This window comes from Buttiauxella gaviniae ATCC 51604, assembly GCF_001654835.1.
GTDB lineage: Bacteria > Pseudomonadota > Gammaproteobacteria > Enterobacterales > Enterobacteriaceae > Buttiauxella > Buttiauxella gaviniae.
Genome location: NZ_LXEP01000003.1, coordinates 296,087 through 317,869, shown reverse-complemented (window position 1 = coordinate 317,869; position 21,783 = coordinate 296,087). Strand labels below are relative to the sequence as shown.

Here is a 21,783-nt window from a genome sequence, read left to right as displayed (position 1 = left end):
CCGCGTAGTTTCAGACTGCTGCGATAATCTTAATTTCTACTTTGTAACGCGGATTCATCAATTTTGCCTGCACGGTACAACGTACCGGCGCATGGCCCGCGACTACCCACTCATCCCAGGCCTTATTCATCGCGGCAAAGTCAGTACTTTCTGGCAGGAAGATCGTGGCGTCGAGGATCTTACTCTTATCGCTACCTTGTTCGAGCAGCATTGCGTCAATCTGCGCAAGGGTGTTTGCGGTTTGTTCGTAAGCATCCGCATCCAGATTTTCCGGCACACCGGTGTAGTACAAGGTGTTGTTATGAATCACCGCATCTGACCAACGTGCTTCAGGTTTTATACGCACAATACTCATCACTGTTTCCTTTTCAGCTCACTTATATTGCGTGACAGCCTGCCACAATCCGCAGGTGGCTTCCACAGGCTTGCTGGATTAACACCGCTCACACTGACATAATCACTGTCAATAAACCCAGGGGGTATTGTGACAGACGATTTTGCAGCAGATGGCCAACTCGCCACGGCGATAAAAGGTTTTAAACCGCGTGAACCGCAACGGCAGATGGCGCAAGCCGTCACTAAAGCTATTACTTCCGAGCGTGAGCTGGTGGTGGAAGCTGGAACTGGCACCGGTAAAACCTACGCTTACTTGGCCCCAGCTCTGCGTTCAGGCAAAAAAGTCATTATCTCGACCGGTTCAAAAGCTTTGCAAGATCAGCTTTTTTCCCGTGATTTACCCACCGTTGCAAAAGCACTCGATTTCAAAGGGCGGTTGGCGCTGCTTAAAGGGCGATCTAACTATTTGTGTCTTGAGCGCCTGGAGCAAAATGCGCTGGCGGGTGGTGATCTTCAAGTCCAGACGTTAAGCGATATCGTTAAACTGCGTGGCTGGGCGATTGAAACCGTTGATGGAGATATCAGCACCTGCGCAAGTGTTGCTGAAGACTCAGCCGTTTGGCCAATGGTCACCAGTACCAACGATAACTGTCTTGGGCAAGACTGCCCGCTCTACAAAGATTGTTTCGTAGTTAAAGCGCGTAAAAAAGCCATGGATTCGGATGTGGTGGTAGTGAACCACCATCTCTTTCTGGCCGATATGGTGGTGAAAGAGGGCGGTTTCGGTGAACTTATTCCCGAGGCCGAAGTGATGATTTTCGATGAAGCACACCAAATCCCCGATATCGCCAGCCAATATTTCGGCCAGTCAGTCTCAAGCCGCCAGTTGCTCGATATTGCTAAAGACATCTCTATTGCCTATCGCACTGAAGTGCGTGATGCGCAGCAATTGCAAAAAAGCGCGGACCGTCTGGCGCAGAGCACACAAGATTTTCGTCTGCAAATGGGCGATCCCGGTTATCGCGGTAACTTACGCGAATTACTGGCTGAACCGTCAATTCAACGGGCCTTGCTGCTACTCGATGATGCGCTTGAACTTTGCTACGACGTCGCAAAACTTTCACTTGGCCGCTCCGCATTACTGGATGCCGCATTTGAGCGGGCGGTAATTCTGCGTGGGCGTATCAAGCGACTCAAAGAGGTTGATACGCCAGGCTATAGCTACTGGTATGAATGCAATGCGCGTAACTTCACGCTTGCTCTGACTCCGTTGTCGGTGGCCGATAAATTCCAGGAAGTTATCAGCCAAAAAGCAGGAACCTGGATCTTCACCTCGGCAACGCTTTCAGTAAATGATCAACTTAGCCACTTTACTGAACGCCTGGGGATCGCTAACGCAGATACGTTGTTACTAGCCAGTCCGTTTGATTACGCCAGCCAGGCATTATTGTGTGTGCCACGTGGACTACCAACACCCAATCAACCAGCAGCAGGCAGGCATCTTGCCAAAATGCTCAAGCCACTAATTGAAGCCAACAATGGTCGTTGCTTTATGCTGTGCACATCTCACTCAATGATGCGTGATTTAGCCGAACAATTTCGCGCCACAATGACGCTGCCAGTTTTACTGCAAGGTGAAACCAGCAAAGGTCAGTTGTTGCAGCAGTTTGTTGATGCGGGTAATGCCTTGCTGGTGGCAACCAGCAGCTTCTGGGAAGGCGTTGATGTGCGCGGTGATGCGCTCTCCCTGGTGATTATCGACAAGCTGCCGTTTACCTCACCTGACGATCCGTTACTGAAAGCACGCATGGAAGATTGTCGTCTGCGTGGCGGCGATCCCTTTGAGGATGTGCAACTTCCTGATGCTGTTATCACCTTAAAACAGGGCGTCGGCCGCTTAATTCGCGATGTCGATGACCGTGGTGTGTTAGTGATTTGCGATAACCGCCTGGTGATGCGCCCATATGGTGCCGTGTTCCTCAATAGCCTGCCACCGACGCCGCGAACGCGGGATATAAATCGGGCAGTTGAGTTCCTTAACTTCGGTCCGGCGCAGTAATTTGTGCCAGACTATGGTATGATGCGCGCCGATTTTTGACCCCACTTTTTACCGCCAGAGGTTGGCAAATCATGCGAATTTTAGCCATCGACACCGCGACAGAAGCTTGTTCGGTTGCCCTGTATAACGAGGGGACTTCCTGTGCCCGTTTCGAACTCTGCCCACGTGAACATACCCAACGCATATTGCCGCTTGTCCGCGATATTCTCAATGAAGGGGGCGTTGGTCTGACCGCATTGAACGCCCTTGCTTATGGCCGTGGTCCTGGTAGTTTTACCGGCGTGCGCATAGGTATTGGTATTGCGCAAGGACTGGCCTTGGGTGCTGAATTGCCGATGATTGGCATATCAACACTTGCCACCATGGCGCAAGGTGCATGGCGTGTGACGGGCGCTACCCGTGTGCTGGCCGCAATTGACGCGCGTATGGGAGAGGTTTATTGGGCTGAATATCAGCGTGATGAAAATGGTGTCTGGCACGGTGAAGAAACTGAAGCGGTATTAAAACCTGAAGCGGTTGCTGCGCGGTTGAAACAACTACAGGGTGAGTGGGCTACTGTTGGAACGGGTTGGCAGGCCTGGCCGGATATGGCGCAGGACAGTGAACTGATAATCCGTGATGGAGAAGTCACCTTGCCTGCGGCGGAAGATATGTTGCCTTTGGCGATTCAGGCATTAAATGCCGGACAGACAGTTGCGGTTGAACATGCCGAACCGGTTTATCTGCGTAATGAAGTGACCTGGAAGAAATTGCCTGGCAGAGAGTAGTTCCCGACGTTTTCGTGAAGCGAAATTGCGTTAAGGAGAAAGGATATGGCTGGTTTACATGTCAGGATTGTTACCCGGGTTTTAGCCATCGCGGCAGTCATTGTGCTTAGCGGTTGTGTCAGCATACCTGATGCCATAAAAGGCACCAGCGCCATGCCTCAACAAGATTTAGTCCGGGTGATGAATGCACCACAGCTCTATATCGGGCAAGAAGCACGCTTCGGCGGGCGAGTGGTGAATATTGATAACAAGCAGGGCAGAACACGGCTGGAAATTGCCACCGTTAATCTCGATGAAGGTGCGCGTCCAGAGTTAGGTGAGCCTTCCAAAGGGCGTATTTACGCAGATGTGAATGGTTTCCTCGACCCTGTAGACTTCCGTGGTCAATTGATTACCGTGGTTGGCCCAATTACTGGTGTAGTTGAAGGTAAAGTGGGTGAGAGTGCGTACAAGTTTATGGTGATGCAGGTGAATGGCTATAAACGCTGGCGTGTCACTCAACAAGTGGTAATGCCACCACAACCGATAGACCCGTGGTTCTGGGGCGGGCCGTATCCTTATCGTGGTCGTTACGGCTATGGCGGTATGTGGGGCGGCGGATGGTATAATCCAGGCCCTGCACAGGTGCAGACCATCGTAACTGAGTAACAAATTGCTTTACTGAAACGAAGAGGCAGCGGCATGTCCGCTGCCTCTTCGTTTTATCATGGAATAAAAATAATTAGTGATGCGCTTCGCAACCTTAAATCAGTCTAATTAATAAACTGGTACGCTGAGTTAATATTATGTTAACGGCATGTTTATATATTGGGGTTGTGATGACGACGAATATTAAATTCAGAGGTGGATCCTTGAAGAAGGTTTGGCTTAACCGCTACCCAGCCGATGTTGCGGCTGAGATAAATCCTGACCGTTATCAGTCCCTGGTTGATATGTTTGAGCAAGCAACGGCACGTTATGCCGATCAGCCTGCATTCATGAACATGGGCGAAGTGATGACGTTCCGTAAACTGGAAGAGCGGAGCCGTGCGTTTGCTGCATATTTACAACAGGGTCTGGGCCTGCAAAAGGGCGACCGTGTAGGGTTGATGATGCCGAACCTGTTGCAGTATCCGGTCGCGCTGTTTGGTATTCTGCGCGCGGGTATGGTGGTGGTGAATGTTAACCCACTGTACACACCGCGTGAGCTTGAGCATCAGCTTAATGACAGTGGTGCCAGTGCGATTGTGATAGTTTCGAACTTCGCTCACACCCTGGAAAAAGTGGTTGATAAAACCCAGGTTAAGCACGTTATTTTGACGCGTATGGGCGATCAGCTCTCTGCGGCAAAAGGCACGTTGGTTAACTTTGTTGTTAAGTACGTCAAACGTCTGGTGCCGAAATACCATCTTCCTGATGCCATTTCATTCCGTAGTGCTTTGCAACACGGCTACCGTCTTCAGTACATCAAGCCTGAAATAATCAACGATGATCTCGCATTCCTGCAATATACCGGCGGGACGACCGGGGTTGCCAAAGGTGCGATGCTGACGCACCGCAATATGTTGGCGAATCTTGAACAAGTTAGAGCCGCATATAGCCCGCTGTTGTACGAACGCAAAGAGCTGGTGGTGACGGCATTGCCGCTTTATCACATCTTTGCGTTAACCATGAACTGCCTGCTATTTATTGAACTTGGCGGACAGAACCTGCTGATCACTAACCCGCGTGATATTCCGGGGCTGGTGAAGGAACTTGCAAAGTATCCGTTTACCGCCATGACTGGCGTAAACACGCTGTTTAATGCGTTGCTCAACAACAAAGAATTCCAGCAGCTTGATTTTTCAAGCCTGCACCTTTCCGCGGGTGGCGGTATGCCTGTACAGCAAGTGGTAGCCGAGCGTTGGGAAAAACTAACAGGACGCTTCTTGCTTGAAGGTTACGGTCTGACCGAGTGTGCCCCATTAGTGAGCGCCAATCCTCACGATATGGATTACCACAGCGGCAGTATCGGTTTACCAGTACCGTCCACCGAAGTAAAACTCATCGACGATGAAGGTGAAGAGGTCCCTGCTGGCGAACCGGGTGAACTGTGCGTGAAAGGCCCGCAGGTGATGCTGGGTTACTGGCAGCGTCCGGATGCAACGGATGAAATTCTGCAAGACGGTTGGTTGCGTACCGGTGATATTGCGGTGATGGACGACGAAGGCTTTATGCGCATTGTCGATCGCAAAAAAGATATGATTCTGGTCTCAGGCTTTAACGTCTATCCGAACGAAATTGAAGACGTCGTTATGCAACATAGCGGTGTGCTCGAAGTTGCAGCCGTTGGTGTTCCGAGCGGTGCTTCCGGCGAAGCGGTAAAAATCTTCGTCGTGAAAAAAGATGCATCACTCACCGAAGAAGCGCTGATTGTTTTTTGCCGTCGTCAGCTTACTGGTTACAAAGTGCCTAAGCTGGTGGAGTTCCGCGAAGAGCTGCCAAAATCAAACGTGGGCAAAATATTACGACGAGAACTACGTGACGAATCGGTCAGTAAAGGCAACAATAACGCCTGAACTCCGAGTCAGTCGCCCTAACGCCGGTTCTGCCGGCGTTTTTTATGGGCGCAAACCTAAGAGAACTGAATTTGACTTACCAAATGATTACTACCGACGAAGGCCTGGCTACCGTTTGTGAGGCTGCACGTCAATTTCCGGCTGTTGCGCTGGATACTGAATTTGTTCGTACCCGGACATACTACCCGCAACTGGGTTTGATCCAGCTGTACGACGGTGAAACCGCTTCGCTTATCGACCCGCTGACGATTTCTGATTGGTCGCCATTCAAAACGTTGTTGCAAGACACTGCGGTGATTAAGTTCCTGCACGCTGGCAGCGAAGACCTGGAAGTGTTCCTCAATGCGTTCGGCATGTTGCCCGACCCGTTTATCGACACACAGATTCTGGCCGCATTTAGTGGGCGCCCACTCTCCTGTGGCTTTGCCACCATTGTTGAGTCGTTTACCGGTATTGCACTGGATAAAAGTGAATCGCGCACCGACTGGCTGGCACGTCCTCTGACTGAGCGTCAGTGTGATTATGCTGCCGCTGATGTGCTCTATCTGTTGCCAATTGCACACAAGTTGATGGAAGAGACACAAGCTGCGGGCTGGATGGAAGCCGCTCTGGATGAATGCAACCTAATGGCCTCCCGTCGTCAGGATGTTCTCGATCCTGAAGAAGCCTGGCGTGAAATTGGTAACGCATGGCAGTTAAGAACGCGCCAGTTGGCTTGCCTGAAGAAACTGGCATCGTGGCGTCTGCGTAAAGCGCGTGAGCGTGATATGGCGGTTAACTTCGTCGTACGCGAAGAACACCTCTGGCAGGTTGCACGCTATATGCCGGGATCGTTAGGTGAACTTGAACACCTTGGCCTGAGCGGCAGTGAAATTCGTTTTCATGGTAAAACGTTGTTGGCATTGGTTGTTGAAGCACAGGCGTTATCTGATGATGAACTACCTGAACCGCTGAGTAATCTGATTGATATGCCGGGATATCGCCGCGTATTTAAAGCTATCAAAGCGTTGGTTCAGCAGGTGAGTGAAACTTGTGGTTTGAGTGCAGAGTTACTCGCTTCACGCCGACAAATTAACCAGTTGCTGAATTGGCACTGGCAATTAAAAACCCAGACTACACAGCCGGAATTAATCAGTGGCTGGCGTGGACGTGTAATGGGTGAAGCTTTAAAAACGTTGCTGGCTGATTTTTAATATTTGCGGAAGGTTACTGTGAATAATCACAGTGTTTTGCTAAATGGTAATAGAATATATCCATTAACCTTTAAGAATAGTCCGCATTTAAACATTGTCAGTTCGTAAAAATAAATAAGCCTCCGGAGTAATTCCAGGAGGCTTATTACGTAAAATGTATTACGCGGATTTGGTTGTTGCTTCCTGAGTTTCTGGCAACGTGACGTTAAGCTCCAGAACAGAAATATCGTCATCCTTTTGATCGAGAACGACTGTTAACATCTCAGGATCGATTTTTACATATTTGCAAATGACTTCCAGAATATCGCGTTTTAGCTGCGGCAAATAATGAGGTTCACTATCACCACGGCGACGCTCTGCGACGATAATTTGCAGACGTTCTTTTGCAATGTTGGCGGTGTTCTTTTTCCGTGAGAGAAAAAAGTCTAGTAATGCCATAACTTATCCTCCGAACAGGCGTTTGAGGAAGCCTTTCTTCTCTTCTTCAATGAAGCGGAAAGGGCGATCTTCGCCAAGCAGGCGCTCAACAGTATCTGCATAAGCTTTACCAGCGTCAGCCTCCTGGTCAAGAATGACCGGCTCACCCTGGTTTGAAGCACGCAGCACAGATTGATCTTCAGGAATCACACCAACCAGAGGAATGCGCAGGATTTCCAGCACATCTTCCATGCTCAGCATGTCGCCGCGGTTTACACGGCCCGGGTTGTAGCGAGTTAACAGAAGGTGTTCTTTAATTGGCGATTCACCGTTTTCGGCACGGCGTGATTTTGAAGAAAGAATGCCGAGAATGCGGTCTGAATCGCGCACTGATGAAACTTCAGGGTTAGTCGTGATAATTGCTTCATCAGCAAAATAGAGCGCCATTAATGCGCCTGTTTCGATACCCGCAGGTGAATCGCAAACGATAAACTCAAAGTCCATATTTTTCAGATCTTCGAGTACCTTCGCCACACCTTCGCGGGTAAGGGCATCTTTATCGCGGGTCTGCGATGCTGGAAGAATGTAGAGTTGTTCGGTGCGCTTATCTCGGATCAACGCCTGATTTAATGTGGCGTCGCCTTGAATAACGTTAACGAAGTCGTATACCACGCGGCGCTCGCAACCCATGATTAAATCCAGGTTACGCAGGCCAATATCAAAATCGATAACGACGGTTTTTCTTCCCTTCTGGGCCAAACCCGTAGCGATGGCCGCGCTGGACGTGGTCTTACCGACGCCCCCTTTACCCGACGTAACAACAATAATGCGTGCCATAAAGGAATTCCTTGTTAAAAGGGCTTAATTCAAAGATTGAACGGAGAGAGCACCACTCGCCAAACTCAGGCGCGCCGCTTTCCCATAATAATTGGCTGGTATTTGTTCACTTAGCCAGTATTCTCCCGCTATTGAGACCAGCTCAGCAGCAAGATTAGTACAGAATATTTGTGCATCACGATCGCCACTGGCGCCCGCCAGAGCACGGCCACGCATCATGCCGTAAACATGAATATTACCATCTGCTATAAGTTCTGCACCGGCACTGACGTGATTGGTGATAATCAAATCACAGTTTGGCGCATAAATGCGCTGACCGGAACGAACCGGGGCATCAATCAAACGCGTTTTTGTGATCGGGCTAACAATTGGTTCTACTGGTGCCGCAACCTCAGCGGGAGTGGCCCTGGAACGCGAATTCTTTTCTTTCCCTTCAGTCAGCAGTGGCAAGCCAGCGAGTTCAATTTCCCTCTTCAAAGCTTCGTCTTTACAACCACTTATACCGACTACTCGCAAACCGGAAGAAACTACCGCTTGCTGGACTTTCTTCCAGTTAACTGAACCATCGAGGCTGGCAACATTCACCACCACTGGTGCATTTTTCAGAAAGGCCGGAGCCTGGGATACTTTGTCCTGAAGGGCCTGGAGAATGACTTCGGGTTGTGCATCATGTATATGAAGCACTGATAAGGTAAAACTGCTGCCTTTTAACTCGATTGGCGTGTTTGACATCCTGGCCTTACTCAATTCAGTTTTAATCCCCACCTGTGTGGGACGATATTCCGAAGTACATCTGGCATGTTATAGTCACAGATATATTCAGGCAAGCCACCATCTGGCTAAAATAGAGTAAAAAAAATGTTTTGTGTGATCTACAGAAGTAGTAAACGTGACCAAACTTATCTTTATGTCGAAAAAAAAGACGATTTCTCACGCGTACCTGAAGAATTGATGAAAGGTTTTGGTACCCCACAATTGGCAATGGTATTACCGCTTGATGGGAGTAAAAAACTGGCTAATGCTGATTTTGATAAAGTAAAACAAGCTCTCAAAGATGTTGGCTATTATTTACAATTGCCACCACCACCTGAAAGTTTGTTAAAAATGCATCTCGAAAACAGTCCGAAAAAATAAGTTTCAGACTACTGCCAAATCTTTCCTGAACATAAAGGTAGATGATATTTAGAACAAATAACCGCGGGGAAAAAGATGAACACTCCAGCAATTTGTTTAACCGTCATCACCTTTATGTTGACCAGTTTTAGCGCTTTATCTTCTGACGAACAGGCGCAATCCATTGTTAATCCCTCAGTTGCGACGCAGCCTGAGAGTACGCCTGCACCTACAACGCTTGCGCAGCAAGGGCGAAACCCCGCCGAATTTCCAGCTTTTGTTGAGACACTAAAAGAGCAAGCCCGCCTTCAGGGAATTGGCGACAGTACTATCAGCAACGCATTCGCTAGCATTCATTTTGTTGATCGGGTCATCAAATCCGACCAGAGCCAGCTCGAAAAGAAAATTATGTTGGATGAATACCTGTCTCGGGTGATTACGCCACAAAAGATTGAACAAGCGCGCGCGCAGTATCAGCAGCACCGAAATGAATTAGAAGCTATCAGCACCCGTACTGGCGTTCAAAGTCAGTACATCGTTGCTCTGTGGGCGATGGAAAGCCATTTTGGCGAAATCCAGGGTAAAGAGGACATTGTTTCTGCACTGGCAACACTGGCATTTGAAGGGCGGCGTGAAGCATTCTTTACCAAAGAGTTGATGGCTGCATTAAAAATTCTCGACCAGAGCCATATCACCGTGCAAGAGCTGAAAGGTTCATGGGCGGGGGCAATGGGGCAAAGCCAATTTATGCCAAGTTCCTATTTGCGCTATGGCGCGGATGGTGATGGTGATGGGAAAGTCGATATCTGGACTAACACCAGTGACGTTTTTGCTTCAACCGCTAATTATCTTGAGACTGAAGGCTGGAAGGCGGGCGGAGAATGGGGCAGAGAAGTCACGCTTCCCGAAGGTTTCGATAGCACGCTTGCCGGAACCAAAACAGAGCAGGGTAAAACAGTTAGCCAATGGCAAAAATTAGGAATCACGTTAAAAGACGCAACCACACCACCTCCACCTTCGCAAAAAGCCTGGATTATCACACCCGATGACAACCTGGGGCGCTCGTTCCTTGTCTACAATAACTTTCGCACCATCATGCACTGGAATCGTTCTTACTACTTTGCGATAAGCATCGCGACGATGGCTGACGCTATCGTACGATAACTGATACTCATCAGTATTCAGCCGCGATTTTTTTCACTAGTATCAAAGGTAATTAACACAACGACGCAGAGGAAAGGCATGTATCAGCATCATAACTGGCAGGGTGCGCTGCTGGATTTTCCGGTCAGCAAAGTAGTGTGTGTAGGCAGTAACTACGCAAAACATATCAAAGAGATGGGCAGTGCAACGCCGGAAGAGCCGGTGTTGTTTATTAAGCCTGAAAGTGCATTGTGTGATATTCGCCAGCCACTGGTTCTACCACATGGTTTGGGTTCGCTGCATCATGAAGTTGAGCTTGCGATTCTGATTGGATCTACGCTGAGACAGGCAACAGATGAGCATGTTACTAAGGCCATTGCAGGATATGGTATAGCACTTGATCTGACGCTTCGTGACTTGCAGGGGAAATTAAAAAAAGCGGGCCAACCCTGGGAAAAAGCGAAGGGGTTTGACAATTCCTGCCCGATTTCTGGGTTTATTCCAGCCAGCGAGTTTAACTGCGATGCGCAAAATACGCCTATTGCATTAAAGATCAATGGCGAAGTTCGCCAGCAGGGCAGTACTTCAGACATGATCCATAAAATCGTGCCTTTGATTGCTTATATGAGCCGCTTTTTCACCTTACGAGCCGGTGATGTGATCCTGACCGGAACACCGGAAGGTGTGGGGCCGCTTGTGAGTGGCGACGAACTCGAAGTCAGCTTCGCAGACCGCAACTTGACCACACGCGTTCTATAATCAATTTGCCGCCTGAGGGCGGCAAAACTTGCATCTGCGGCTCAGACTGTTTATAAGGTGCGCTTGTTTTTTATTACCGGACAAACATCATGACTACAGCACCGTTCTGGCAGCGCAAAACTCTTGACGAAATGAGTGACACTGAGTGGGAATCACTTTGTGACGGCTGCGGCCAGTGTTGTCTGCATAAATTGATGGATGAAGACTCGGATGAAATTTACTTCACCAATGTCGCCTGTAAGCAATTAAACATCAAAACTTGTCAGTGTAAAAATTACGAACGCCGCTTTGAGTATGAGCCGGACTGTATCAAATTGACTCGTGATAACTTGCCAACCTTTGAGTGGTTACCGCATTCGTGCGCGTACCGTCTCTTAGCTGAAGGCAAGGACTTGCCGGTATGGCATCCCTTGTTGACAGGTTCAAAAGCCGCAATGCATGGTGAACGCATTTCTGTGCGCCATATTGCAGTGAAAGAGTCTGAAGTGACTGACTGGCAAGATCATATATTAAACAAACCTGAGTGGGCAGACTAAACCACCAGCTTCGAGAAAGAACACAAAAATAAATCGTACAAAACGAAATCTTTATGATACGGTGTTCTTTCAATAACAAATAAAAGTAGGTTTTTATCCAGTACTTAACATTTAAGTGTCCGTCATGTGGCGGTTCACAGTATCGCACCTCCCCTTACGATGTCCGAGAAACAAATCCCCATGGCGCTGTTTGTATCTTCTGTAAATCAGGGATGCATCTTCTTCATCGTCCGATGAGTGCGATTCATCAATATAGTGTAGCTGCTCGCTAAGAGCGAATTGCGCTGGTTTTGCTTTCCCCACTTCTGCACTGTTAACATTCAGCCTCCATAACGGAGGAATAATGAAAAAAATAACATTACTAATTGGGGCACTCATCCTCAGTGGCTGTTCATCGCCTGAACCCGTGGCACCTAAACCGCCGCAGGTTATCGGCATGCCGAACCCGGCGTCAGTTTACTGCAAAGACAAAGGCGGTGAGTTGAGAACGGTGAAAACCGATCTGGGTGAAGGTGGCGATTGCATATTGCCAAGTGGCGAGCGAATAGATCAGTGGACGCTTTATCGTCGCGACCACTAATAATAAAAAACCCGCCAAGGCGGGTTTTTGTGTATCTGAATTTCGAACTTAGCGGCCGAACAGATCGCGACGTTTTGGTTTGAAAGGTTGAGCAACTAACACCAAGACGGCAATCAGTAGGAAGACAGCAAAAATCCCCACTAACCACTGCACCATATCCAGCGACAAAAATTCCCACTGACGTACAGAACAATCACCTGTTGCCACAAATACTGACGGCATCCACTTATCTAGCGGCAGCCAGTTTGGGAAACGTGCGGCAAAGTCACAAGTCACAAACGGGGAAGGGTGAAGCTGAAGCATGGTGTGTTCCCACGCTAATTGCAGACCTTTCCCTGCACTGTAGATCCAAAGCGCAATTCCGGCGTAACGCAACGGAGTTTTTGGCGCAATGGCACCGACAATCCCTGCACCCATAATGCCAAACAGTGCGCAGCGCTCGTAAATGCACATAACACAAGGTTTCAGCATCATGACGTGCTGAAACCACAATGCCACCATTTCCAGGGCAAAGGCTGTTAATGCCAGAAGAAGCCAGGCACCGCGCCCAAGGGAACATTGGTTTAAATATCGCAACATAATCAGTATCCCTGCAACATGCGTTGAGTCGGCAGTGTAAACGAATTCGATTTCTGCGCCAGTACGCACATCAAAATAACACGCTAATTGAATGTTATTCAGACAAATAAGGTAAACGGGCGCTATACCGCCCGTAAGAATAACTTAATGCGGTATGGCGTTCATCACCGGTGAGGAAATCCAGCCGGCATGCAGCATCCATTCGGTTGCTGGCACCAGCGTAAATTCAACACCTAATAATCCAACGATGGTCAATACCAGCGTATACGGTAGAGCCATCAGCACCATACGGCCATAAGAAAGACGAATCAGCGGAGCCAGTGCGGAAGTGAGCAGGAATAAGAAGGCTGCCTGGCCATTTGGTGTCGCAACTGACGGCAAGTTAGTGCCGGTGTTAATCGCCACTGCCAGGAACTCAAACTGCTTGAGGTCAATAATGCCGTTGGTGAGTGCAGTTTTCGCTTCGTTGATATAAACGGTGCCGACAAACACGTTATCGGAAATCGATGAAAGGATGCCGTTAAACAAGTAGAACAGCGCCAGTTGCGAATGTGGTTCGGCCTGCAAAACAAACTGAATAACAGGCGTAAACAGATGCTGGTCAATTATCACGGCGACGACCGCAAAGAACACGGTAAGCAGTGCGGTAAACGGCAGCGCTTCGGTAAAAGCTTTACCTATCTGGTGCTCATCAGTCACACCACACAATGAGGTGGCAAAAATGATCACTGAAAGGCCAATTAACCCTACCTCGGCTAAATGGAGTGCCAGAGCAATCACCAGCCAGATACCAATCAGTGCCTGAACGATCAGTTTTACACTATCCTGACGGGTGCGTTTTTGCGCACTTTTAGTGTCATAGTCCTGCAAAATCCCACGCACCTTTTCTGGCAGTTTCTCACCGTAACCGAGCATTTTGGTGGACTCGAGCAACACGCAAGTGAGTAAGCCGCAGATTAGAACCGGAATGGTCACCGGAGCCATACGTAAGAAGAAATCGCCAAAGTGCCAGCCAGCATTTTTCGCAATAATCAGGTTTTGCGGCTCGCCGACCATTGTCATCACACCACCCAACGCGGTGCCCACACCGGCATGCATCATCAGGCTGCGCAGAAAAGCGCGGAATTGCTCGAGTGTGCTGCGAGTGTCGGAATCAAGTTGGGTGTCATCCTGAATACCATCTTCAAGATCGCCAGTCGACGCAACGCGGTGGTAGATGTCATAGAAGCCAACCGCCACGCTGATAACGACAGCGACCACGGTAAGAGCATCGAGGAAGGCCGATAAAAATGCGGCTGCGATACAAAAAGCGAGGGAAAGCAATATCTTTGAGCGGATGCCTAGCAGGAGCTTAGTAAATAGCAGCAGCAGAAGCTGTTTCATGAAATAGATGCCCGCAACCATAAATATCAGTAGCAGCAAAACTTCAAGATTTGATGCAATTTCTGCGCGTACATGGTCTGGCGTTGTCATTCCAATGAACACGGCTTCAATAGTCAGTAGCCCGCCTGGAAGCAGCGGATAACATTTCAGAGCCATTGCCAGAGTGAATATAAACTCGGCAACCAACATCCAGCCTGCAACGAATGGACTAACAAACCAGAATATTAAAGGATTTATGACTAAAAAAGTCAGTAAAGTCAGCTTGTACCAATTAGGTGACTGACCTAAAAAGTTGCGAAAAAGCGCACGCCCGGTAGACATTTCCATCGTAGAATTTTCATGCTCCACTTATCCGTAATATGTCAAAGTGCCGGAGATTTGATCTTTTCTCCCCAAAACTTAAAACAGAAATATTTCGGATAAAGATAAAGTTGCGTCAATTGAGTTGTTTCAGGTTACCCGCGCATAAGATATCAATCAAGGTATAGGAATATACTTTGGTTGTGCGATGGTCTGAAAAATTAAACCATGATTCCAAATTTGGCGCACCTCGCTGCTACCTGCGCCGCATGGCATCTGGTATGATGAGTCTCTTTAGCAAAACCTGTGTAATGGAAAGCATACTATGGTCATTAAGGCGCAGAGCCCGGCGGGTTTCGCGGAAGAATACATCATCGAAAGTATCTGGAATAACCGCTTTGCCCCGGGAACAATTCTTCCTGCTGAGCGTGAGTTATCCGAGCTAATCGGTGTGACCCGTACCACATTGCGCGAGGTGCTTCAGCGCCTGGCGCGTGATGGCTGGTTAACGATTCAGCATGGCAAGCCGACCAAAGTGAATAACTTCTGGGAAACCTCCGGTTTAAACATTCTGGAAACTTTGGCGCGTCTCGATCATGACAGCGTGCCGCAGTTAATTGATAACCTGCTGTCAGTGCGAACTAACATTTCCACTATCTTTATTCGTACTGCTGTTCGCCAGCATCCGGATAAAGCGCAAGAAGTGTTGGCTACCGCAAACAGCGTTGAAGATCACGCTGATGCGTTCGCTAAGCTTGATTACAACATTTTCCGTGGTCTGGCTTTTGCTTCCGGTAACCCGATTTACGGGCTGATCCTCAATGGAATGAAAGGGTTGTATACCCGCATCGGGCGTCACTACTTCTCAAGTCCGGAGGCGCGCAGTCTGGCGTTAGGTTTCTACCATCGTCTGGCGGAAATTTGCCAACAAGGTTTGCACGATCAGGTATTTGATACTGTTCGTACCTACGGGCGTGAAAGTGGTGAAATCTGGCATCGGATGCAGAAAAACCTACCGGGTGATTTGGCAATGCACACCCGTTAATCTGGCCATGTCATCACCATCTGTAAAATGAAAAACGCTTCCTTTGGGAAGCGTTTTTTTATGCTTACAAGCTATTGAGTCGTGGCGGGCAACGTTCTAGTAACTCAACGCTGCCATCTTCGTTTTGCTGTTCAAGCGTTACGTCAAAGCCCCATAAACGATGTACATGTTTGAGAACTTCACGACGACCTTTATCTAGCGGAGCACGGTTATGCGGGATATAGCGCAACGTCAGCGAGCGGTCGCCGCGTAAATCAACGTTCCAGACCTGAATATTAGGTTCAAGGTTACTGAGATTGTACTGTGCAGAAAGCTCAGCACGAATCTTGCGATAACCCTCTTCATTGTGAATTGCTGCAATTTCCAAATAGTTATTGCGGTCGTCGTCCAGCACCGTAAACAGGCGGAAATCACGCATCAGTTTTGGCGACAGGAACTGGCTGATAAAGCTCTCGTCTTTGAAATCACGCATCGCAAAATGCAGTGTTTCTAACCAATCTTTACCTGCAATATCCGGGAACCAATAGCGGTCTTCTTCCGTTGGCGACTGGCAAATTCGCTTGATGTCCTGGAACATGGCAAAACCGAGTGCATACGGGTTGATGCCGCTGTACCAAGGGCTATTGTACGGAGGCTGGAATACCACATTGGTATGGCTATGCAGGAACTCCAGCATAAAGCGGTCAGTCACTTTTCCTTCATCATACAGATGGTTAAGGATGGTGTAGTGCCAGAACGTCGCCCAGCCTTCATTCATAACCTGGGTCTGTTTTTGTGGATAGAAATACTGGCTGACCTTACGCACAATGCGCAAAATCTCGCGCTGCCAGGATTCCAACAACGGCGCATTCTTCTCCATAAAATAGAGCAGGTTTTCTTGGGGTTCAGAAGGGTAACGACGCGCTTCGGCAACCGTTTTTTCTTCTTCACGACGTGGTAGGGTACGCCACAACGTGTTTACCTGGCTTTGCAGATACTCCTCACGGCTTTTCTGCCGCGCCGTCTCTTCCTGCAACGAAATTTTTTGTGGGCGTTTATAACGGTCAACGCCATAGTTCATCAGCGCATGGCAGGAGTCGAGCAGGCGCTCCACTTCGTCCACACCATAACGCTCTTCACATTCGGTAATGTATTTACGGGCGAATATCAGGTAATCGATAATCGAACTGGCATCGGTCCAACTGCGGAACAGATAGTTGTTTTTGAAGAATGAGTTATGACCATAGCAGGCATGGGCGATCACCAGAGCCTGCATCGTAATAGTGTTTTCTTCCATCAGATAAGCGATGCACGGGTTGGAGTTGATCACTATCTCGTAGGCCAGCCCCTGTTGTCCATGTTTGTACAGCCGCTCCGTTTCAATGAATTTCTTACCAAACGACCAATGTGGATAGTTAATCGGCATCCCAACGCTCGAATAGGCATCCATCATTTGTTCGGAGGTAATCACTTCAATTTGATGAGGATAGGTGTCCAGCCGATAGAGTTTGGCAACACGGTCTATCTCTGCGAGGTAGACATCAAGTAGTTCGAACGTCCAGTCAGGTCCATCACTTAGACGTTTAGAATCCTTTGTGGCGGAATCGGTAACAATAGCCATCAGCGCGCCCTCATTGTTGGCGACTCTCTCTGGATGGAAAGCCTCACTTTCAAGAATAGACAACTCCTGAAACTTAGCTGCCGCAAGCAAAATTTTTTCCACGCGATTTACATATTCCAATGCCCCGTTAATTCTCTGATAGTCAGCATAATATTTTGTTGAGAATATTTTCATGCGCAGGAGATTCTAATTATCACTATCCTGCTATAACAGGCCAGGATGTGAGGAAAGTCACTATAACAAAGCCATATGTTGAATAACATTTTCATCTGAGTTATCAATTTGTAATCAGAAGATTATTCTTTTAGCTAAATGGTGGAATGGATATGCGAGTTGTGGTGCTGGGTAGTGGTGTAGTGGGTGTCAGCAGCGCCTGGTATTTACGCCAGGCAGGGCATGATGTCACTGTTATCGACAGGGAGCCGGGTCCTGCTCAGGAAACCAGCGCGGCGAATGCCGGGCAAATTTCACCGGGCTACGCTGCCCCATGGGCGGCTCCTGGTGTGCCGCTTAAAGCGATTAAATGGATGTTCCAGCGCCATGCACCGCTCGCTATTAGCCTTGATGGCACGCAATTTCAGCTTAAGTGGATGCTGCAAATGCTGCGCAATTGCGATATGCGCCACTATATGGAAAACAAAGGTCGCATGGTGCGCCTTGCGGAATACAGCCGTGATTGCCTGAAGGAATTGCGCCACACCACCAATATCCAGTACGAAGGCCGCCAGGGTGGCACGCTACAACTTTTCCGCACCGCCCAGCAGTATGAAAATGCGGCCAAAGATATAGCAGTACTCGAAGATGCGGGTGTGCCATATCAATTGCTGGAGGCAAGCCGTTTAGCCGAAGTTGAACCCGCGTTGGCTGATGTAGCTCATAAGCTCACGGGCGGCTTGCGCTTACCGAATGATGAAACTGGCGACTGCCAGCTGTTTACGCAAAACCTGGCTCAGATGGCGGCAGAAGCCGGTGTTGAGTTCCGCTTTAATACTTCGGTTGATCGTCTGTTGTACGAAGGCCAAAGTATTTACGGCGTGCAGTGCGGCAAAGAGGTCGTGAAGGCCGATGCTTACGTCGTTGCTTTCGGCTCATATTCCACTGGCCTATTGAAAAATATCGTTGATATTCCTGTTTATCCACTCAAAGGTTATTCGCTGACAATCCCCATTGCGGATGAGCAAGGCGCACCGGTTTCGACTATTCTCGATGAGACATACAAAATTGCTATCACGCGTTTTGATCAACGTATTCGCGTTGGCGGAATGGCAGAAATTGTCGGCTTCAATACGGAATTGCTGCAACCACGTCGCGAAACCCTGGAAATGGTTGTTCGTGATTTGTACCCGCGCGGAGGGCATGTTGAGCAAGCCACATTCTGGACGGGTCTGCGCCCAATGACGCCAGACGGTACGCCAATTGTTGGGCGTACACCGTTCAAAAATCTATGGCTTAACACCGGGCACGGGACATTAGGCTGGACGATGGCCTGCGGTTCCGGCCAGATGTTAAGTGATTTAATTTCCGGGAGAACGCCTGCGATTCCATTTGATGACCTCTCGGTTGCACGTTATTCCCCGGGGTTCAGGCCGACAGGATCACCGCGTCTGCATAACGCCCATAATTAAATTCTAACAAGGAGAGGACAATGTCCCGTCCTGTTGTTGCGACGCTGAATCTCAGCGCGCTACGTAACAATTTAAATGTTGTTCGCCAGGCCGCTCCTCATTCGCGTGTCTGGTCGGTGGTTAAAGCGAATGCTTATGGTCATGGAATTGAACGTATCTGGTCGTCGTTAAGGCAAACCGATGGTTTCGCGATGCTTAATATTGAAGAGGCGATCCTGCTGCGTGAGCAAGGCTGGAAAGGGCCGATTTTAATGCTGGAGGGCTTCTTCCACGCCGACGAGTTGCCGCTATTTGACCAGTATCGTTTGACCACCAGCCTGCACAGCAACTGGCAGGTAAAAGCTTTAGCTAATGCCAAACTCAATGCGCCGCTGGATGTTTACCTGAAGATGAATAGTGGAATGAACCGACTCGGGTTCAGCCCGGACCGCGTGCATTCTATCTGGCAGCAACTGCGTGTTATCCCGAATGTCGGTCAACTTACGTTGATGGCACACTTTGCTGATGCAGAACAACCTGATGGCATTGTTGAACCAATGAAGCGGGTAGATCAGGCGGCTGAAGGTTTAGATTGCCCGCGCTCGCTCTCCAATTCGGCGGCAACACTCTGGCACCCGGAAGCGCATTTCGATTGGGTACGTCCAGGGATTGTGCTGTACGGCGCATCACCGAGCGGGCAATGGTGCGACGTTGCCACCAGCGGCCTGCAGCCAGTGATGAGCCTGCAAAGTGAGATTATTGGCGTACAGAACCTTAAACCGGGCGATGCGGTGGGTTATGGCAGTCGTTACCGGACAAATACCGAGCAGCGTATTGGTATTGTTGCCTGTGGTTATGCCGATGGTTACCCACGCCATGCGCCAGATGGTACGCCAGTGCGTGTTGATGGTGTGCTAACGCATACCGTAGGGGCTATTTCCATGGATATGTTGGCGGTAGATCTCACCCCATGTCCGCACACCGGTATTGGTAGCCCGGTCGAGTTATGGGGCAATGAAGTGAAAATTGATGATGTGGCCCATGCAGCCGGCACGGTGGGGTACGAATTAATGTGCGCTCTGGCACCACGTGTGCCTGTAGTTACAACATCCTGACTGTTGTTGCATTAACGCTCTTTTGCACATCGGTATTGATATGCGGGTAAGTTACCTTACCCGCCATATCGTTTTATTACTCAGTCTCTTCACTCTCGACGCGCACACCAATCTTACGCACCTGGTTATCTTCTTTCTCGGCGACAGTCCAAATCATGCCCGCGAACTCTACCTGGTCACCAACCACCGGCGCACCGCCTAACATGCCCACCACAAACTCACCCAATGTTTGTTGAGTATTGACGTTGTCATCAAGTTCAAGGCCGTAAATGGTCGCGACATCGCCAAACTGGGCGCTGGCTTCGAGAATAAAATCACCGAAGAAGCGTTGGTCGAGTGCCACTGGTGGCGACTGGCTAAACATCTTACCCAGAGCCGGTAAGTCGCGCTCACGTCCAATAACACAGAGCACATCACCCACTTGCAAACGTGTACGGTCGCCTGGTTGCATCAGAACATTGTCACGGAACAGGGCGGCAATTCGTGTGTCTTTCGGCATTTTCAGATCCCGCAAAGAGGCACCGATGCACCATTTGTCTTCGCTAAGCTGATAAACGAACTGCTCCCAAGGGTTTTCCGGATGAATATCCAGGCCAACGCGGGATACCGGCCAGCCGACAGGCGGAACCACAACTTTGGCTTTTTTCGCCGCCCAACCGAGCGACGTGCCTTGTAATAACAGCGACACCAGGACCACGAAGAAGGCGACATTAAAGAACAGGCGTGCATTTTCAAGGCCCGCCATCATCGGGAATACGGCAAGGATGATTGGCACTGCGCCACGCAGGCCAACCCAACTGATAAACACACGTTCGCGCAGGTTAAAACCACGGAACGGCAGCAAGCCGAGGAAAACAGACAATGGACGAGCAAAGAATATCATCCAGATAGACAGCAACAGCGCCGGAATAGCAATCGGCAACAGATCGGTTGGATTGACCAGTAAGCCCAGCACCAGGAACATGCCGATTTGTGCAAACCACGCCAGACCATCAAAGTTTTGTAGAATACCAAAGCGGCTGCGAATAGGGCGGTTTCCGAGTAGGAAGCCACACAAATAGACCGCCAGAATACCGCTGCCGTTTAATGCGGTGGTGATGCCAAACACCATAATCCCGCCGCTTAATGCCAGCAGCGGATACAAACCTTGTGGTAGCGTAATGCGGTTAATCATTTGCAGCAGCAGATAACCGCCGCCGAGGCCAAGCAAAATGCCCAAACCAAACTGTTGGATAATATCCACCAGGAACATCCAGCTCAGGCCGGTTTGCCCATGCTGAATCATCTCAATCAGCGTGATGGTCAGAAACACCGCCATCGGGTCGTTACTACCTGATTCAATCTCAAGCGTTGAACCAACACGTTCGTTCAGCCCTTTGCCGCCGAGCAACGAGAACACGGCTGCCGCATCCGTTGAGCCGACTATCGCGCCAATCAGCAAGCCTTCGATGACATTGAGATTAAACAGCCAGGCTGCAGCCATGCCAGTCAAGCCTGAGGTGATAAGTACACCAACTGTAGCAAGCGAAAGTGCCGGGCCAAGCGCTACGCGAAAGGAGCTTGCTTGGGTGCGCATGCCGCCATCAAGCAGAATCACCGCCAGTGCCAAGTTACTGATTAAATAAGCGAAAGGATAATTATCAAACGGAATGCCGCCAATGCCATCGATCCCCGCCAACATACCAATAGCGAGGAATATAACCAGGATGGGGATACCAAGACGCGAGGAAAAAGAACTCAATAAGATGCTACAAGTTACCAATACGGAACCTAAAATAAACAGACTGACTATCGCCCCTGCGTCCAAAATTATCTTTCTCCTTTGCGTGTGTATCTATTCGTGAAGCAAATTTTAACACGGAAAGCATTGATTCATTGTG

At 49.2% G+C, this 21,783-nt stretch carries 21 protein-coding genes and 2 pseudogenes; 15 read left to right on the top strand and 8 right to left on the bottom strand.

The window, feature by feature from the left end; translation table 11 throughout:
- Nucleotides 1-10: 10 nt before the first annotated feature.
- Entirely contained in the window at nt 11-355 is a 345-nt protein-coding gene (locus M977_RS01905) for a RidA family protein (protein ID WP_064511850.1), read from the bottom strand.
- A 129-nt stretch (nt 356-484) separates the two neighbouring features.
- Between M977_RS01905 and yoaA the strand changes: the two genes are divergently transcribed.
- The 5 genes from yoaA to rnd all read left to right on the top strand — a co-directional run bounded on the left by yoaA (nt 485) and on the right by rnd (nt 6,892).
- Nucleotides 485-2,395 carry a DNA repair helicase YoaA gene (yoaA, locus tag M977_RS01900; protein WP_064511849.1) on the top strand — a complete coding sequence of 637 codons (1,911 nt, stop codon included), beginning with the start codon at nt 485-487 and terminating at the stop codon, nt 2,393-2,395.
- 71 nt (nt 2,396-2,466) lie between these two features.
- The gene (gene tsaB / locus M977_RS01895; protein ID WP_064511848.1) at nt 2,467-3,162 is read left to right on the top strand and encodes a tRNA (adenosine(37)-N6)-threonylcarbamoyltransferase complex dimerization subunit type 1 TsaB; all 696 of its coding nucleotides are present in this window, start codon (nt 2,467-2,469) and stop codon (nt 3,160-3,162) included.
- Nucleotides 3,163-3,207: 45 nt separating this feature from the next.
- The gene (locus tag M977_RS01890; protein ID WP_064511847.1) at nt 3,208-3,810 is read left to right on the top strand and encodes a Slp family lipoprotein; all 603 of its coding nucleotides are present in this window, start codon (nt 3,208-3,210) and stop codon (nt 3,808-3,810) included.
- 203 nt (nt 3,811-4,013) lie between these two features.
- Nucleotides 4,014-5,699 carry a long-chain-fatty-acid--CoA ligase FadD gene (fadD, locus tag M977_RS01885; protein WP_157092022.1) on the top strand — a complete coding sequence of 562 codons (1,686 nt, stop codon included), beginning with the start codon at nt 4,014-4,016 and terminating at the stop codon, nt 5,697-5,699.
- 71 nt (nt 5,700-5,770) lie between these two features.
- On the top strand, nt 5,771-6,892 hold the full coding sequence (gene rnd / locus M977_RS01880) for a ribonuclease D (RefSeq protein ID WP_209438595.1): 1,122 nt from the start codon (nt 5,771-5,773) through the stop codon (nt 6,890-6,892).
- 159 nt (nt 6,893-7,051) lie between these two features.
- Here the strand turns inward: rnd and minE are convergent, their stop codons facing one another.
- From minE to minC, 3 genes are read right to left on the bottom strand one after another with little or no spacing between them, the layout of a single operon-like run.
- Entirely contained in the window at nt 7,052-7,330 is a 279-nt protein-coding gene (gene minE / locus M977_RS01875; protein ID WP_034455225.1) for a cell division topological specificity factor MinE, read from the bottom strand.
- A gap of 3 nt (nt 7,331-7,333) precedes the next feature.
- Nucleotides 7,334-8,146 carry a septum site-determining protein MinD gene (gene minD, locus M977_RS01870; RefSeq protein ID WP_064511844.1) on the bottom strand — a complete coding sequence of 271 codons (813 nt, stop codon included), beginning with the start codon at nt 8,144-8,146 and terminating at the stop codon, nt 7,334-7,336.
- Nucleotides 8,147-8,170: 24 nt separating this feature from the next.
- Nucleotides 8,171-8,878 carry a septum site-determining protein MinC gene (gene minC, locus M977_RS01865; protein ID WP_064511843.1) on the bottom strand — a complete coding sequence of 236 codons (708 nt, stop codon included), beginning with the start codon at nt 8,876-8,878 and terminating at the stop codon, nt 8,171-8,173.
- A gap of 126 nt (nt 8,879-9,004) precedes the next feature.
- Between minC and M977_RS01860 the strand changes: the two genes are divergently transcribed.
- The 6 genes from M977_RS01860 (at nt 9,005) to M977_RS01840 (ending at nt 12,277) form a co-directional block, all read left to right on the top strand.
- Entirely contained in the window at nt 9,005-9,280 is a 276-nt protein-coding gene (locus tag M977_RS01860) for a YcgL domain-containing protein (protein WP_034455230.1), read from the top strand.
- 75 nt (nt 9,281-9,355) lie between these two features.
- On the top strand, nt 9,356-10,423 hold the full coding sequence (locus M977_RS01855) for a lytic murein transglycosylase (RefSeq protein WP_064511842.1): 1,068 nt from the start codon (nt 9,356-9,358) through the stop codon (nt 10,421-10,423).
- Between the two features lie 78 nt (nt 10,424-10,501).
- Complete coding sequence (locus tag M977_RS01850; RefSeq protein WP_064511841.1) at nt 10,502-11,161, top strand: fumarylacetoacetate hydrolase family protein; 660 nt, start codon at nt 10,502-10,504, stop codon at nt 11,159-11,161.
- Between the two features lie 89 nt (nt 11,162-11,250).
- A complete protein-coding gene (locus tag M977_RS01845) occupies nt 11,251-11,697 on the top strand; it encodes a YcgN family cysteine cluster protein (protein WP_064511840.1) in 447 nt (148 codons plus the stop codon).
- Between the two features lie 95 nt (nt 11,698-11,792).
- Nucleotides 11,793-11,969: a cold shock small protein YmcF gene (gene ymcF / locus M977_RS25775; RefSeq protein WP_134183199.1), complete on the top strand. Its 177-nt coding sequence runs from the start codon at nt 11,793-11,795 to the stop codon at nt 11,967-11,969.
- Nucleotides 11,970-12,040: 71 nt separating this feature from the next.
- Nucleotides 12,041-12,277, top strand: coding sequence for a putative hemolysin (locus M977_RS01840; protein WP_064511839.1), 237 nt, complete (start codon nt 12,041-12,043; stop codon nt 12,275-12,277).
- A 48-nt stretch (nt 12,278-12,325) separates the two neighbouring features.
- Here the strand turns inward: M977_RS01840 and dsbB are convergent, their stop codons facing one another.
- Both dsbB and nhaB read right to left on the bottom strand, forming a co-directional pair.
- Nucleotides 12,326-12,856, bottom strand: a complete 531-nt coding sequence (gene dsbB / locus M977_RS01835; RefSeq protein WP_064511838.1) for a disulfide bond formation protein DsbB — start codon at nt 12,854-12,856, stop codon at nt 12,326-12,328.
- A gap of 144 nt (nt 12,857-13,000) precedes the next feature.
- Nucleotides 13,001-14,566 (bottom strand): Na(+)/H(+) antiporter NhaB, encoded by a 1,566-nt coding sequence (nhaB, locus tag M977_RS01830; RefSeq protein ID WP_064511837.1) that lies wholly within the window; start codon nt 14,564-14,566, stop codon nt 13,001-13,003.
- 298 nt (nt 14,567-14,864) lie between these two features.
- Here nhaB and fadR point away from each other — a divergent pair, with 298 nt between their 5' ends.
- Nucleotides 14,865-15,584, top strand: coding sequence for a fatty acid metabolism transcriptional regulator FadR (gene fadR, locus M977_RS01825; protein ID WP_064511836.1), 720 nt, complete (start codon nt 14,865-14,867; stop codon nt 15,582-15,584).
- A 64-nt stretch (nt 15,585-15,648) separates the two neighbouring features.
- Here the strand turns inward: fadR and M977_RS01820 are convergent, their stop codons facing one another.
- Nucleotides 15,649-17,184 carry a SpoVR family protein gene (locus M977_RS01820; RefSeq protein WP_064511891.1) on the bottom strand — a complete coding sequence of 512 codons (1,536 nt, stop codon included), beginning with the start codon at nt 17,182-17,184 and terminating at the stop codon, nt 15,649-15,651.
- A gap of 326 nt (nt 17,185-17,510) precedes the next feature.
- Here M977_RS01820 and M977_RS01815 point away from each other — a divergent pair, with 326 nt between their 5' ends.
- The 3 genes and pseudogenes from M977_RS01815 to M977_RS26065 all read left to right on the top strand — a co-directional run.
- On the top strand, nt 17,511-18,809 hold the full coding sequence (locus tag M977_RS01815; protein ID WP_064511835.1) for a D-amino acid dehydrogenase: 1,299 nt from the start codon (nt 17,511-17,513) through the stop codon (nt 18,807-18,809).
- Nucleotides 18,810-18,829: 20 nt separating this feature from the next.
- The gene (dadX, locus tag M977_RS01810; protein ID WP_064511834.1) at nt 18,830-19,903 is read left to right on the top strand and encodes a catabolic alanine racemase DadX; all 1,074 of its coding nucleotides are present in this window, start codon (nt 18,830-18,832) and stop codon (nt 19,901-19,903) included.
- A gap of 40 nt (nt 19,904-19,943) precedes the next feature.
- Nucleotides 19,944-20,045: pseudogene (locus M977_RS26065) on the top strand (hypothetical protein); the annotation flags it as partial.
- Here the strand turns inward: M977_RS26065 and M977_RS01805 are convergent.
- Nucleotides 19,998-21,710 (bottom strand): annotated as a pseudogene (locus M977_RS01805) (potassium/proton antiporter); the annotation flags it as partial. The pseudogenes M977_RS26065 and M977_RS01805 sit on opposite strands and share 48 nt — an antisense overlap.
- Between the last annotated feature and the right edge of the window lie 73 nt (nt 21,711-21,783).